This is a genomic window from Flavobacterium sp. 123 (assembly GCF_003634825.1).
In the GTDB taxonomy this organism is placed as follows: Bacteria; Bacteroidota; Bacteroidia; order Flavobacteriales; family Flavobacteriaceae; genus Flavobacterium.
Genome location: NZ_RBXD01000001.1, coordinates 1,853,010 through 1,868,348, shown reverse-complemented (window position 1 = coordinate 1,868,348; position 15,339 = coordinate 1,853,010). Strand labels below are relative to the sequence as shown.

At 37.0% G+C, this 15,339-nt stretch carries 9 protein-coding genes, 2 tRNA genes and 3 rRNA genes; 3 read left to right on the top strand and 11 right to left on the bottom strand.

Going from position 1 to position 15,339, the window contains the following annotated elements:
* Positions 1-185: 185 nt before the first annotated feature.
* The 6 genes from rrf to C8C88_RS08085 all read right to left on the bottom strand — a co-directional run bounded on the left by rrf (position 186) and on the right by C8C88_RS08085 (position 7,539).
* Positions 186-295 (bottom strand): 5S ribosomal RNA (gene rrf, locus C8C88_RS08110).
* 139 nt (positions 296-434) lie between these two features.
* A 23S ribosomal RNA gene (locus C8C88_RS08105) occupies positions 435-3,316 on the bottom strand.
* Between the two features lie 189 nt (positions 3,317-3,505).
* Positions 3,506-3,579 (bottom strand) — tRNA-Ala (locus C8C88_RS08100).
* Positions 3,580-3,671: 92 nt separating this feature from the next.
* A tRNA-Ile gene (locus tag C8C88_RS08095) sits at positions 3,672-3,745 on the bottom strand.
* Between the two features lie 128 nt (positions 3,746-3,873).
* Positions 3,874-5,387: ribosomal RNA gene (locus C8C88_RS08090) — 16S ribosomal RNA — on the bottom strand.
* The 16S, 23S and 5S rRNA genes sit together here with 2 tRNA genes alongside, the layout of an rRNA operon.
* Positions 5,388-6,303: 916 nt before the next feature.
* Complete coding sequence (locus C8C88_RS08085; RefSeq protein WP_121337618.1) at positions 6,304-7,539, bottom strand: ABC transporter permease; 1,236 nt, start codon at positions 7,537-7,539, stop codon at positions 6,304-6,306.
* A gap of 98 nt (positions 7,540-7,637) precedes the next feature.
* On the opposite strand from C8C88_RS08085, the gene C8C88_RS08080 reads away from it, so the two are divergent.
* A complete protein-coding gene (locus tag C8C88_RS08080) occupies positions 7,638-8,939 on the top strand; it encodes an exo-beta-N-acetylmuramidase NamZ domain-containing protein (RefSeq protein WP_121337617.1) in 1,302 nt (433 codons plus the stop codon).
* Positions 8,940-8,971: 32 nt separating this feature from the next.
* On the opposite strand, the gene C8C88_RS08075 is transcribed toward C8C88_RS08080, so the two are convergent.
* Entirely contained in the window at positions 8,972-9,466 is a 495-nt protein-coding gene (locus tag C8C88_RS08075; protein WP_121337616.1) for a YkgJ family cysteine cluster protein, read from the bottom strand.
* A gap of 89 nt (positions 9,467-9,555) precedes the next feature.
* On the opposite strand from C8C88_RS08075, the gene C8C88_RS08070 reads away from it, so the two are divergent.
* Positions 9,556-10,260 (top strand): bifunctional 2-polyprenyl-6-hydroxyphenol methylase/3-demethylubiquinol 3-O-methyltransferase UbiG, encoded by a 705-nt coding sequence (locus tag C8C88_RS08070; RefSeq protein WP_121337615.1) that lies wholly within the window; start codon positions 9,556-9,558, stop codon positions 10,258-10,260.
* Positions 10,261-10,293: 33 nt separating this feature from the next.
* A complete protein-coding gene (locus C8C88_RS08065) occupies positions 10,294-10,836 on the top strand; it encodes a YfiT family bacillithiol transferase (RefSeq protein ID WP_121337614.1) in 543 nt (180 codons plus the stop codon).
* A 53-nt stretch (positions 10,837-10,889) separates the two neighbouring features.
* Here C8C88_RS08065 and C8C88_RS08060 read toward each other — a convergent pair whose 3' ends face one another.
* The 4 genes from C8C88_RS08060 to C8C88_RS08040 form a co-directional block, all read right to left on the bottom strand.
* Positions 10,890-11,522 carry a 7-carboxy-7-deazaguanine synthase QueE gene (locus tag C8C88_RS08060; protein ID WP_121337613.1) on the bottom strand — a complete coding sequence of 211 codons (633 nt, stop codon included), beginning with the start codon at positions 11,520-11,522 and terminating at the stop codon, positions 10,890-10,892.
* Positions 11,523-11,673: 151 nt separating this feature from the next.
* Complete coding sequence (locus C8C88_RS08055) at positions 11,674-13,341, bottom strand: tetratricopeptide repeat protein (protein ID WP_121337612.1); 1,668 nt, start codon at positions 13,339-13,341, stop codon at positions 11,674-11,676.
* Positions 13,342-13,357: 16 nt separating this feature from the next.
* The gene (locus C8C88_RS08050; protein ID WP_121337611.1) at positions 13,358-14,287 is read right to left on the bottom strand and encodes a PstS family phosphate ABC transporter substrate-binding protein; all 930 of its coding nucleotides are present in this window, start codon (positions 14,285-14,287) and stop codon (positions 13,358-13,360) included.
* Between the two features lie 233 nt (positions 14,288-14,520).
* Positions 14,521-15,318 carry an energy transducer TonB gene (locus C8C88_RS08040; protein WP_121337609.1) on the bottom strand — a complete coding sequence of 266 codons (798 nt, stop codon included), beginning with the start codon at positions 15,316-15,318 and terminating at the stop codon, positions 14,521-14,523.
* Positions 15,319-15,339 lie beyond the last annotated feature (21 nt).

The following is a 15,339-nucleotide window of genomic DNA, read 5'->3' as shown; positions in this document are numbered from 1 at the left end:
ACATTATTGAATAAAAATAAACATATATTTATTTCTCCTCTCAAGAGAATAAATAGCATTAAAACAAAACCCCCTTCATGGCTTGATGAAGGGGATTTTAAAGAAAGGCGACGAACCGAGCTTGCGAACAGGTCGTACTGATAAAAAAAAAGAACCCCAACCTGAAAAGGTTGGGGTTCGATAAAGAAAGGCGACGACATACTCTCCCACAAAATTGCAGTACCATCTGCGCAGGCGGGCTTAACTACTCTGTTCGGGATGGGAAGAGGTGAGCCCCGCCGCAATAACCACCTTAAGGTCGTTGTTACTTGAGGTAACTTTTTAATTAATAATTAACAATTGATAATTCATAATTAAAATAATATCTTAACATACTGAGATAAAGAAAAAAATTAGTTAGAAAGTTTCTCCCCCGGGTTACCCCGGGGAAAAGCGTACATAAGCTTACGGATTATTAGTACTACTCGACTATGACATTACTGCCTTTACATCTATAGCCTATCAACGTGGTCATCTCCCACGATCCTTAAAAGAAATCTCATCTTGTGGTGGGTTTCGCGCTTATATGCTTTCAGCGCTTATCCCTTCCAAACGTAGCTACTCTGCGGTGCCCCTGGCGGGACAACAGATACACTAGAGGTTTGTCCAATTCGGTCCTCTCGTACTAGAATCAGATCCACTCAAATTTCTTGCGCCCACAGTAGATAGAGACCGAACTGTCTCACGACGTTCTGAACCCAGCTCGCGTGCCACTTTAATGGGCGAACAGCCCAACCCTTGGGACCTTCTCCAGCCCCAGGATGTGACGAGCCGACATCGAGGTGCCAAACCCCCCCGTCGATATGAGCTCTTGGGGGAGATCAGCCTGTTATCCCCGGCGTACCTTTTATCCTTTGAGCGATGGCCCTTCCATGCGGAACCACCGGATCACTATGCTCTACTTTCGTACCTGATCGACCTGTATGTCTCTCAGTCAAGCTCCCTTATGCCATTGCACTCTACGCACGGTTACCAAGCGTACTGAGGGAACCTTTAGAAGCCTCCGTTACTCTTTTGGAGGCGACCACCCCAGTCAAACTACCCACCAAGCAATGTCCCCCGAATTACGGGGTTAGGCCTCAGATAAACAAAGGGTTGTATTTCAACAATGACTCCACAACGCCTAGCGACGCCACTTCACAGTCTCCAACCTATCCTACACATCATTTATCCAAGGTCAATACTAAGCTATAGTAAAGGTGCACAGGGTCTTTTCGTCCCACTGCGGGTAAGCGGCATCTTCACCGCTACTACAATTTCACCGAGCTCATGGCTGAGACAGTGTCCAGATCGTTACACCATTCGTGCAGGTCGGAACTTACCCGACAAGGAATTTCGCTACCTTAGGACCGTTATAGTTACGGCCGCCGTTTACTGGGGCTTCAATTCAATGCTTCTCCGAAGATAACATCTCCTCTTAACCTTCCAGCACCGGGCAGGTGTCAGGCCCTATACTTCATCTTACGATTTTGCAGAGCCCTGTGTTTTTGATAAACAGTCGCCTGGACCTCTTCACTGCGGCCAGCTTGCGCTGGCGACCTTTCTCCCGAAGTTACAGGTCTATTTTGCCTAATTCCTTAGCCATGAATCTCTCGAGCACCTTAGGATTCTCTCCTCGACTACCTGTGTCGGTTTGCGGTACGGGTACTATTAACCTGAAGTTTAGAGGTTTTTCTTGGAAGCCCTTAGGTACACTATCTCTTTGTCCGAAGACGCCGAGTACTATCGCATTTCACCAAGCTCTACGGATTTGCCTATAGAGCCTATAGCTAGGTGCTTTAACGAACTATTCCGTCAGTTCGCGGTACTTTCATCACTCCGTCACCCCATCACAGTTAACAGTAGTACGGGAATATTAACCCGTTGTCCATCGACTGTCCCTTTCGGGTTCGCCTTAGGTCCCGACTAACCCACAGCTGATTAGCATAGCTGTGGAAACCTTAGTCTTTCGGTGTGCGGGTTTCTCGCCCGCATTATCGTTACTTATGCCTACATTTTCTTTTCTAACCAGTCCAGCATACCTTACGATACACCTTCTACCCTGTTAGAATGCTCCCCTACCACTTGTAATAAATTACAAATCCATAGCTTCGGTAATATACTTATGCCCGATTATTATCCATGCTCGTCCGCTCGACTAGTGAGCTGTTACGCACTCTTTAAATGAATGGCTGCTTCCAAGCCAACATCCTAGCTGTCTGGGCAGACAAACCTCGTTCTTTCAACTTAGTATATATTTGGGGACCTTAGCTGATGGTCTGGGTTCTTTCCCTCTCGGACTTGGACCTTAGCACCCAAGCCCTCACTGTTATGAAACATTATATAGCATTCGGAGTTTGTCAGGAATTGGTAGGCGGTGAAGCCCCCGCATCCAATCAGTAGCTCTACCTCTATATAACTTTACGCATAACGCTGCACCTAAATGCATTTCGGGGAGTACGAGCTATTTCCGAGTTTGATTGGCCTTTCACCCCTACCCACAGGTCATCCGAAGACTTTTCAACGTCAACCGGTTCGGACCTCCACTGTGTGTTACCACAGCTTCATCCTGCCCATGGGTAGATCACACGGTTTCGCGTCTAACACTACTGACTAAAGCGCCCTATTCAGACTCGCTTTCGCTACGGATCCGTGGCTTAACCACTTATCCTTGCCAGCAACGTTAACTCGTAGGCTCATTATGCAAAAGGCACGCCGTCACCCCACGAAAGGGCTCCGACCGCTTGTAAGCGTATGGTTTCAGGATCTATTTCACTCCGTTATTCACGGTTCTTTTCACCTTTCCCTCACGGTACTGGTTCACTATCGGTCTCTCAGGAGTATTTAGCCTTAGCGGATGGTCCCGCCAAATTCAGACAGGGTTTCACGTGCCCCGCCCTACTCAGGATACCACTATCCTTTACACTTATTACTTATACGAGGCTATCACTCTCTTTGGCTCTACTTTCCAGTAGATTCTAATTCTTTGTGCAAGAAATGTCGTGGTCCTACAACCCCAACATTGCCGTAACAACATTGGTTTGGGCTAATCCGCGTTCGCTCGCCACTACTTACGGAATCACTTTTGTTTTCTTCTCCTCCGCCTACTTAGATGTTTCAGTTCAGCGGGTTTGCCCACCTATCGGTGTACTATGTCTTCAACATAGTGGGTTGCCCCATTCAGGTATTTACGGATCGTATCGTGTGTGCCAATCCCCGTAACTTTTCGCAGCTTATCACGCCTTTCATCGCCTCTGAGAGCCAAGGCATCCCCCATACGCCCTTATTTTGCTTATTGTACCAATCGTAAAATCAATTACGACCGTTTTGTTTCGATTTACTATTAAATAGTAAATCTGCTTTCTACTTTTTAATATTTTCTTATCTCAATATGTCAATGAACTTTTTTTAGTCGAATGTCAATAGTCGAAAGTCGTCAAGTGAAACACTTTGAACTTTATGACTTTAGGCTTTATGACTAAAATCGTGGAGAATATCGGAGTCGAACCGATGACCTCCTGCGTGCAAGGCAGGCGCTCTAGCCAGCTGAGCTAATCCCCCATTTCTAATTTTAAATTATGAATGTTGAATTTTGAATTAATGGTAATTCATACTCATACTTCTAAAATTTCCGTTTATCTTAAGTTAAATAGTAGTCCCGGGCAGACTCGAACTGCCGACCCCTACATTATCAGTGTAGTACTCTAACCAGCTGAGCTACGAGACTCTGTTTTACTTAAAATTTGTATTATTTGAACTAACAGCAAGAGTAATATAACGCACTATTAAATGCACTTCAATTTTTTGTCTTCTTTCTTGAAAGTGTTACTTGAGTAACTAACATTCAAGCTCTAGAAAGGAGGTGTTCCAGCCGCACCTTCCGGTACGGCTACCTTGTTACGACTTAGCCCTAGTTACCAGTTTTACCCTAGGCAGCTCCTTGCGGTCACCGACTTCAGGCACCCCCAGCTTCCATGGCTTGACGGGCGGTGTGTACAAGGCCCGGGAACGTATTCACCGGATCATGGCTGATATCCGATTACTAGCGATTCCAGCTTCACGGAGTCGAGTTGCAGACTCCGATCCGAACTGTGACCGGTTTTGTAGATTCGCTCCTGGTCGCCCAGTGGCTGCTCTCTGTACCGGCCATTGTAGCACGTGTGTAGCCCAAGGCGTAAGGGCCGTGATGATTTGACGTCATCCCCACCTTCCTCACAGTTTGCACTGGCAGTCTCGTTAGAGTTCCCGACATGACTCGCTGGCAACTAACAACAGGGGTTGCGCTCGTTATAGGACTTAACCTGACACCTCACGGCACGAGCTGACGACAACCATGCAGCACCTTGTAATTTGTCTTGCGAAAGTTCTGTTTCCAAAACGGTCAAACTACATTTAAGCCTTGGTAAGGTTCCTCGCGTATCATCGAATTAAACCACATGCTCCACCGCTTGTGCGGGCCCCCGTCAATTCCTTTGAGTTTCATTCTTGCGAACGTACTCCCCAGGTGGGATACTTATCACTTTCGCTTAGCCACTGAACTTGCGCCCAACAGCTAGTATCCATCGTTTACGGCGTGGACTACCAGGGTATCTAATCCTGTTCGCTACCCACGCTTTCGTCCATCAGCGTCAATCCATTAGTAGTAACCTGCCTTCGCAATTGGTATTCCATGTAATCTCTAAGCATTTCACCGCTACACTACATATTCTAGTTACTTCCTAATAATTCAAGTCAGACAGTATCAATGGCCGTTCCACCGTTGAGCGATGGGCTTTCACCACTGACTTATCTAACCGCCTACGGACCCTTTAAACCCAATGATTCCGGATAACGCTTGGATCCTCCGTATTACCGCGGCTGCTGGCACGGAGTTAGCCGATCCTTATTCTTACAGTACCGTCAAGGTTCTACACGTAGAACTGTTTCTTCCTGTACAAAAGCAGTTTACAATCCATAGGACCGTCATCCTGCACGCGGCATGGCTGGATCAGGCTTGCGCCCATTGTCCAATATTCCTCACTGCTGCCTCCCGTAGGAGTCTGGTCCGTGTCTCAGTACCAGTGTGGGGGATCTCCCTCTCAGGACCCCTACCCATCGTAGCCTTGGTAAGCCGTTACCTTACCAACAAGCTAATGGGACGCATGCTCATCTTTCACCGATAAATCTTTAATATATAAATGATGCCATTCATATATACTATAAGGTATTAATCCAAATTTCTCTGGGCTATCCCTTTGTGAAAGGTAGATTGCATACGCGTTACGCACCCGTGCGCCGGTCTCTAGTTCCGAAGAACTATACCCCTCGACTTGCATGTGTTAAGCCTGCCGCTAGCGTTCATCCTGAGCCAGGATCAAACTCTTCATCGTATATTGTTTGCTTAATAAATTAAGCTAAGTATTATGCGACTCAAATCTCTAGTGGTTAATTCTAATCTTACGATTCTATTACTCTTATTATTTGTCTTGAAATCTCTTTCAAAACGGCTGTCAATTCAATATGTCTAGGAACGTGTCTTCTTATTGTTTCGCTTGTATCTCAAAGCGGGTGCAAAAGTAGAAATTCTTTTTTAACTGGCAAGAAATTTTTGAAGTTTTTTTAGAAAAATTTTATTTTTCGTTTCTCCTCTTTTTCTTATCAGCATTTCAATGAACTTCGCTACTTTAGCGGGGTGCAAAACTACAACCTCTTTTCTAATTCCACAAGCTTTTTTTAATCTTTTTTTTATTTCTTTCGAAATTTAAATTCTTAATCAATCTTGTCATTTTATCGAAGAACGTCTGCGTCATTACTTCACCATATTCTTATTGTTATAAGTGTTCAGTGAACTTGTTTGCGGGTGCAAAAGTACAATACTTATTCACTTCTACAAGCTTTTTAAAACCTTTTTTTTGCCCTTTTTAATCCTTTATCCTTAACTCCCTGATTACTCGTTTTTTGCAATGTAATCTTTTTTCGGCTTCAGTAAAGACTTTCTTACTTATAGCCAATTATAATCCTGTTCGGATTGAAAACACAACTCTTTACCGCATTGCAAAACGAGATAATCCAAACCTGTTTTAAGCTTTTAATTCATACCAAAGCCCGAAAAAACTAACGTTGGCAGCAAAATTTGTAGATAAATACCGATTCGCGTTAGGGATAGCAGCGAAAAGCCCACAGGAAAGTGAAGAGAAACGAAACTTGACGAGGACTTGTAGCAAATAGCCCGACCTATATATAAGGTAAAGGCTAATCCTTTTTTAAAGATTAGCCTTTACCTTATATATAGGAACGCAATAATAATTAATCGTAGCGTATTGCTTTGACTGGAGAAATTTTTGTAATTATATAGGAAGGAATCAATAATACTAGGAAACAAACTGCAACCGTCAATAAATTAAGAAGCAGAATATATCCTAGGCTAAAGTAAACTGGCGCTTGATTGACATAATAGTTTTCGGGGTTGAGTTTAATTAATCCGAAATATTGCTGAATTAACAGTAAAGAGATTCCGATAAGATTTCCCCAAAATAGTCCTTTTATGATTAAATAAAACGCATTGTATAAAAATACTTTTCTTATTGACCAATTATTAGCCCCTAATGCTTTGAGTATCCCTATCATTTGGGTTCGTTCTAAAATCAGCACTAATAATGCTACTACCATATTTATAGTAGCTACCAAAATCATCACCACTAATATGATAATAATATTAAAATCGAATAATTGAAGCCATTCAAAGATGTAGCTATACTTTTCGATTATCGTTTTTGTATCTAAAGTCGAAGATGTTTGTTCGTATACTTCTTCCCCTTTAGCTTTGATGTTATTAAAATCAGAAACAAAAACCTCAAATGCGCCTACTTCGTTAGGACTCCATTTATTTATTCGTTGAATATGACGAATATCTCCTATTATATAGGTTGCGTCAAATTCCTGAAATCCGGAATTAAATATACCCGTTATTTTAAATCTTCTGATATTGGGCAATTGCCCTTGATCTTCTTTTATAAAAAAAGTATTGAATGAATCCCCAACTTTAAGATTAAGTCTATCTGCAAGGAACTGCGAAATTAGAACATCAGAATTAACTCCTTTAGAAAAATCAGGAAGTTTTCCGGAAATCAGGTACTCTTTTATATTATCCCATTGATAATCCTTATCCACTCCTTTGAATATGATTCCTTCAAAAGCATTTTCTGTTCTAATAATTCCAGCTTTACTAGCAATAACCTGAACATGACTTATACCAGAGACTGATTTGAACTTTGGATAAAAATCTTGATTCTTGGCTATTGGGACTAATGTAACTTCAGATTGGTTGTTGTCATAATTAGAAATAATGATATGACCATTGAACGCTGAAACTTTCTCTCGGATTTTTTGTTGCAATCCAACACCTGTTGCAACTGAGACAATCATCATAATCATACCAATAGCAATTGCCGAAATAGCAATTTTTATAATTGGTGCAGATATACTACTTTTATAATCTTTAGCAGTTATAAGTCTTTTAGCTATGAAGTATTCTAAATTCAAGTTATTACTTTTCTAATTTGGGGTTTAATTGCTTGCTCCAAAAATACAGTTAAAACACGAATTACACTAATCAACATTAATTTTATTAATAACTCCATATGTTCTCATTTTTAAAAAAAATATTAGTATTCCCCTTTTTGATAATCGCCTCAACTTCTTGTTCCAGTTCTTTGAATAAAAAAACCAAACCAAACTGGAGCTCCACTTCGGACACAATTGCCACTACTGTTTATTCAAAAGAAGAATTACTAAAAAGCGAAACAAATTTTACTTTAAGCAGCAAAACTGGAGCTGACAATTATAATGCTTACCTCCCACTGTTGAAAGACAAAAAAATTGGGGTTGTAACAAATCAAACAGGCATTATTACAATAACAGACTACAACAACAAGAATGCTTTTGCATACAAAAAAACTCAAATACACCTTGTAGACTTCCTCTTAGAAAAGAAAATACAAATTCAAACTATTTTTTCCCCTGAACATGGATTTAGAGGAACTGCTGATGCAGGTGAATTAATAACAGATGGTAAAGATTCTAAAACTGGCCTGCCAATTATTTCTCTTTATGGCGATAATAAAAAACCAAAACCTTCTCAACTAGAAGGAATAGACATCATGGTTTTTGACATTCAGGACGTAGGAGCCAGATTCTACACCTATATTTCCTCCTTACATTATGTAATGGAAGCTTGTGCAGAAAACAACATTCCTTTACTAATACTTGATAGACCTAATCCGAACGGAAGTAGTATTGATGGACCTATACTAGAACCTATATATACAAGTTTTGTAGGAATGCATCCAGTTCCCGTTTTATACGGAATGACTATCGGTGAATATGCCCAAATGATAAATGGTGAAAAATGGCTAAAAAACAGCATTCAATGTAATCTAACAATAATTCCTTGTGTATATTACAATAGAAATATGTTTTATCACTTACCAATCAAGCCTTCTCCAAATTTACCAAATGATCAATCCATAAATCTTTACGCTAGCTTATGCCTTTTTGAAGGGACAAATGTTAGTGTAGGTCGTGGTACAGAAAAACAATTTCAGATTTACGGTTCGCCTTATTTACCAAAAAGCAACTTTAGTTTTACTCCAAGTCCAAATCAAGGTGCAAAAAATCCAGTATATAATGGAATAGAATGTTTTGGGGAAGATTTATCCTCACATTCGAAACTGCATGAATTAGAATTAAAATGGTTGTTAAAAGCATATAACTCAACCGAAGACAAGACAAAGTTCTTTAATCCCTTTTTTACAAAATTAGCCGGAACAAAAACACTTCAACAACAAATCGAAGAAGGCATGTCAGAAAGAAAAATAAGAAAAAGCTGGAAACTAGGACTTGAAACGTTTAAAGAAATCAGAAAGAAATATTTGATATATTAAATCATAGTAGCAAACTAGTTCTATTACACTGTTTATAATGGCATTTTTTTCTTCATTTTCTCTACAATATTAAAAGCAGCTGGACAAATTGCTACGTTTTTCAAAGTTATATCCGTAATCTGTTGAAACTTTTTTCGATCCGTATGTGGAAATTCTCGACAAGCTTTCGGGCGAACATCGTAAATAAAACAAGTATTATCTGCATCTAGAAAAGTACAAGGCACAGATTGTAAAACATAATCTTTATCTTCATCAATACGCAGATACTGCGCAATAAACTGTTGCGGTTTTTGTCTCAAATGTTTTGATATACGTTCGATATCTGCAGAAGTAAATAATGGCCCCGTTGTTTTACAACAATTGGCACATTTCAAACAATCCGTTTTTTTGAATTCTGCTTCATGCAATTCTTGCATAACGTAATCAATATTTTTAGGCGTCTTCTTTTTTAACTTATCAAAATACTTTTTGTTTTCGATATGCTTATCTTTGGCCTCTTTAGGAAGATTGTTTAAAATTTGTTTCAAGTTTCAGGTTTAAAATATTATGCAAAAGTAAACAACTTCTATATTAATAACTAAAATATGGAGCGATTGCTTCGTTCCTCGCAATGATTATGAAAGACCTTTTTGGAAAAGCCATACTCGATTATCAAACTAATAATTCTCCTGAAGACTTAATTACTGAAACCTCTATTTCGGAAGAAGATGAAATGTCAGTAGCCTATTTATTTCGTTCCTATAATGAAATGCCAAAATTGGAACAAAAAGCATTGCAACTTGCAAAAGGGAGAACATTAGATGTAGGTTGTGGAGCAGGAAGCCATAGCTTGTATTTACAAAATGAGCGAAACATTGATGTCACAGCGATAGACATTTCAAAAAATGCAATAGAAGCTTGTACCCTTAGAGGTTTAGAAAAAGTAAAAGTTCAAAATATTCTTTCATTAGAAAACGAAAAATTTGACACCATTTTATTGTTAATGAATGGCACAGGCATCTTTGGTACCTTAAAAGAAACTGCCAACTACTTACAAAAGCTAAAAAGTCTATTGAACCCAAATGGCCAAATACTAATTGACTCATCAGATATAATTTATATGTTCGACAATGATGAAGATGGTGGAAAATGGATTCCAGGCGACAATTACTATGGAGAATTAACTTTTAAAATACGCTACAAAAACGAAACTGAGGATGAATTTCCATGGCTTTATCTTGATTATAATACATTACAAAATGCTGCTTTTGCAAATGGTTTACAATGCGAATTAATTCTTGAAGGAGAACATTATGATTATTTAGCTAAATTATCATTATAAAAAATTATTAAATACACCCTAAGAAAAATCAATATGGAAAATTCCGCATTAGAAAAACTTAAATACCCAATTGGAAAATTTATAGCACCTGAAAATTATTCCACAGCTTATTTATCGGAAAGAATAGCAGAAATCGAGTCTTTTCCAGAAAGACTAAAAAAAGAAGTATTTCAATTAACACCTAAACAACTTGAAACACCATATCGTGAAGATGGATGGACTATTCGACAAGTAATTCATCATTGTGCAGATAGCCACATGAATTGCTTCATTAGAATTAAATGGGCATTGACAGAAAACAAACCTGTAATAAAATTTTATCACGAAGATCTATGGGCTGAGTTACATGACAATTTAACTATGCCTATTGAACCTACATTATCTTTTTTGGAGGGATTGCATTTTAGATTGGCTTATTTAATGAAAAGCTTTTCTGAGTCAGACTTAAACAGATCTTTTATTCATCCTGAAAACAACAAAGAATATCAATTAAAAGAAATTATTGGTACTTATGCTTGGCATGGTAACCATCATTTAGCTCATATTACAGAATTAAAAAATAGAAAAGGCTGGTAATTATCAATCCTGATTTATATAAAAAATCCCAAACAAATGTTTGGGATTTTTTATTAGGGAATATTCAAATATTTATGAGTTTGCAAGGACACTCTCCATTTCGGATTATTCATTACATAATCAACAATTAACGGAGTCATCTCATCCTTTTTACTCCATTCTGGTTGCAGAAATAGAATAGCATTTTTGTTGACTTTTTCAGCTTGCTCCTCAGCAAAAATAAAATCATGTTTATTATAAATAATCACTTTCAATTCATCTGCATTTTCGTAAACAGTAGGTGTTGGTAATTTGTTTTTCTTTGGCGAAAGACAAATCCAATCCCAAGTACCAGAAAGCGGATAGGCTCCTGAAGTTTCAATATGAACTTTTAAATTCTTATCTTTTAATTTTTGCGTAAGCAACGTCATATCCCAAGTCAAAGGTTCTCCACCAGTAACAACTATAGTATCTGCATACTTATCTGCATTAGCAACAATCATTTCAACACTTGTTGGAGGATGCAATTCTGCATTCCAACTTTCCTTAACATCACACCAATGACAACCTACATCACAACCACCGATACGAATAAAATAAGCCGCTGTTCCTGTATGAAATCCTTCACCTTGAATGGTATAAAATTCTTCCATCAAAGGAAGCATAGCTCCTTTATTAACCTCTAATTGTATTTCTTTTGATAACATTCTAATAATTTAAAGCGCAAAGATAGTCAATTACAAAATGCTTATGGAATATGAATAAACATAATTCTAATGAATAATAACTCTTGATTATTTCTATAAAAAAAACCGATAGCCATAAGACTATCGGTTTATTAAAAAATTTTGAATATTACTATTTCAACGTTTTCAACGATGCAGTTGCATACGCATTAGTAGGATCAATAGTTAATGTTTTATTGAAATACTCAATTGCTTTAACTTTATCAGTATTAGCATAACTAGCTCCAATAGTATTATAGCTTTCTATAACTTTTTTAGTTACCGCTGGTTTAGCTAATTCATCAGCACCTTTTTCAGTAACGGCTGCCACATAAGCATCATAGAATTTTATAGTTAATGGATCGTTATCAAGCAAACTATTAGTTCTTGCTCTAAAAAGATATGCTTCATAATATGTTGGAGAAGCAACCAAAACTTTAGCAAAAGCATCATCTGCTTTTTGTAAAGCAATAGGATCTGGTTTTACATCTTTTTTGTTGTTTGCATAATAAAGTGCTAATCCTAAATATACATTGTCATCTAAATAATTTTTAGAATCTACATTAGCAGTACCTAATTCAAAAATTGAAGCAGCCTCTTTGTATAGTTTTTGAGTAAATAATTTTTTACCAATTTCATTTAAGTCTTCAACTGCTAAAGGCTCCATGTCAATAGCTTTTTTGATATCAGCAAAACCTGCATTAAATGCAATAGGATCTATAGACAAACCATCAGCACTTGTTCCTTTTTTAATTTTTGCCAAACCTAGATATAAGAAATCTTTTGCAATTATTTTATTTGCTGGATTACTTGTAAAAGTTTCCAAAGAATTAATAGCAACATCAATATTACCATTCTCATAAGCAGAATATCCTAAATAACGGAAAATTCTAGGATTTACTTTATCCAATTCTTTCATCTTGTTTGCTTCAACTTCAAGAGCAGCATAATCTTTAACAAGTATTAAGAAATCCGCACGACGCATTCTAGAATGAATAGAATAATCTGTCAAACTCATGTATTTTTCGTAATATCCAATAGCTGTTTTTAAATTCTCAGGTCCTTTTGAAGGCTTATTTCTTGCTATTTTATAATATGTTTCAGCTAGTTCTCTGTAAACAGGACCGTAGTTAGGATTAATAGCAATAACTTCGTTATAAGCTTTTAAAGCTTCGTCATAAGATTTAGCACCTTTTAACAAAACACCTAATTGCATTTTTGCTCTTAACAATGAATTGTCTGCTTGAAATGCATTTCTATAAGCAACATAAGCCTCATTTTGTTTGCTATCACCATAGTAAGCATCTCCTAAAGCTAATTGCACTTGAGCATCTAGTGGATTGTTTATAACCGCACGATTTAAAGTTGCAATAGCACTTTTATAATCTGGTTTAGAAACATTCATATAAGCTCTAGCAATATAAACATATTCTTCAACGTCTTTTTTACGCATATCTTTTGTTGCCAAAGCAAATTTAGCTTGAGCACCAACAAGGTCACTCTTTTCTAAATCCATTTGCGCCAAACCAATATAATTTAGCTTAGCTCCTTCATTACCAGTCAATCCTTTTTGAAAGTAGATTGATGCTGAATCCTCAACACTTTGTGTAAGATATATATTTCCCAAAATAAACGAAGCCGTTCCATTAGATGGTTTTGTTTGAATAATCGATTTTAAGATCGACTTTGCCTCTTCAAATTTTTCGGCATCAATTGCTTTTTTTGCTTGGTTTATATCCTGAGCATGGCTAATTGAAACCGATGCTATTAGAGCTATCCCAAAAATTTTAAATTTATTCATCTTTAATATAATTAATTTATTTTTTATCCTTGTTGATTTGTTTTCTGATATTAAGTTTTCTAGGAGGAATTTTAACTGGTAATAATCCTGATTTCAAAACTATTCTTTGACCAATATCACCCGCTACGAAAGATGCAAACCCCATTCCTAAACCAGAATATCCTTGACAATTGATTATATACAAATCACGTGCCAAAGCATATTTACCCTCAGCAATATTATTCTGAGTAGGCGAATAGTATTTTGAGTCCGAAAGACCTTTCACACTTAAAATAGTAACTTTTTCAACAAATTCTTGCATCGCTGGACTAGGTTGCGACAACCAGTTAACTCCAACAATACCAACCATTCCTTCGTTTTGAGAAACAAATTTAATTACTTCGTCGTTTGTTTTAAATGAAAAAACTCCTTTTTGAGGGATTGATTTTAGTCCCGCTAGAGTATTCATATAACGAACAGTACTTGAATTTGGATTATCAAAAACTAATCCTTTGATAGCTGTTCCTTTATAATTACCATTCATGAATGCAATTACATCCTGTAAAGCAATTAAAGTATCATTATCGTTTTTAGTGGTAATAAATGCAATAGCATCAATAGCAAACTTAGTTACTTTTGGAGCAATCTTTTTATTATCAAAAACTTTCATTTCTTCATTAGTCAACGTTCTCGACAAAACAGCTATACTAGCAGTATCTTTAACAAAAGCACGAATAACTTCGCTTTCAGATTTAGCATCTAGTTTAATTTTAGCCTCGTAACGACTTTCAAACACTTCTATCTGATCTTCAACAATTGGCTTCAATGTTTCATCTACCAAAATTGTTGTTGATCCTTTAAGTATTGTTTCTTTATTGCTTTTTGGTCCATTAGATTGGTTACAAGCAAAAAATAAAACGATAAAAGAAATAAAAATAAAATACGGAAGTTTTGCAAAATTTTTCATAGTCTAATTATTATTATCATTAATAATTCGTACAAACCTAATAAATGAATATACAATAAGAACAACGCCAAAAGCAATTCTATAGCTAGATTGCATTTGAATAGGGAAATTCTTCATAAAGATAATAAATAAACCTAAAACTAAATAAACAAGAAAAAACAAAATTCCTATAACGAGAAGAAATCGCTCTTTAAGCGATTTCTTCTGAAAACTATCAATTAAGTTTTTAATCATTATTCCGCAGATTGTATAGTAATAGGAAGAGAGTAAAGAACCCTAACTTTTTTACCATTTTGTTCTCCTGGATTCCATCTTGGACATTTGTTTAAAACACGAATTGCTTCTTTTCCAGTTCCATAACCAATATCTCTGATTACTTTAATATCTGTTAAAGACCCGTCTTTTTCAACAACAAAAGTCACATAAACTTTACCTTTCAAACCTTCTTCTTCTGGAGCCTGATAATTTTTACCTACATACGAGTAGAATTTTTCCATTCCACCTGGAAATTCAGGTTTCACTTCAATACCTGCAGTATTATAAATAGTGTTATCAACTTCTTCAACTACAGCTGCAGTTCCAGTACCTACTGGTTCAACAGTTAATTCAGCATCTGGGTCACCTTTTATAGTTTCACTACCAATTTTCTTGTCTTTTATTTCAGTAATTTTTGGTGGATCTTCTGTTACCTCTTCAGCTTTAGCCACTACTGGCTTAACAAATTTCACTTGATCCACTTTTGGTGGAGGTGGTGGAGGTGGTGGAAGGTTTTCTTTCGGTTTTTCTTTCTTAGGTGGCAATTTGATTGCAGTTAATTTTACATTTAAAGCCTCATCATCAGCAGATGAATCTGGAATTAAACTAGCAATCATTGGCGCACTTACAGAAAGAGCAAAAACCAAAGACCCTAATGCAAGTGATCTCCACATCGTTTTTGGATTTGATTTTCGCAACTCATAAGCTCCGTAAAGTTTATTACGTCCGTCAAATACGATATCAAGCCACTGCTTTTTATATATATCTAATTTCATTTTTATTAGTTATTAGGTTAT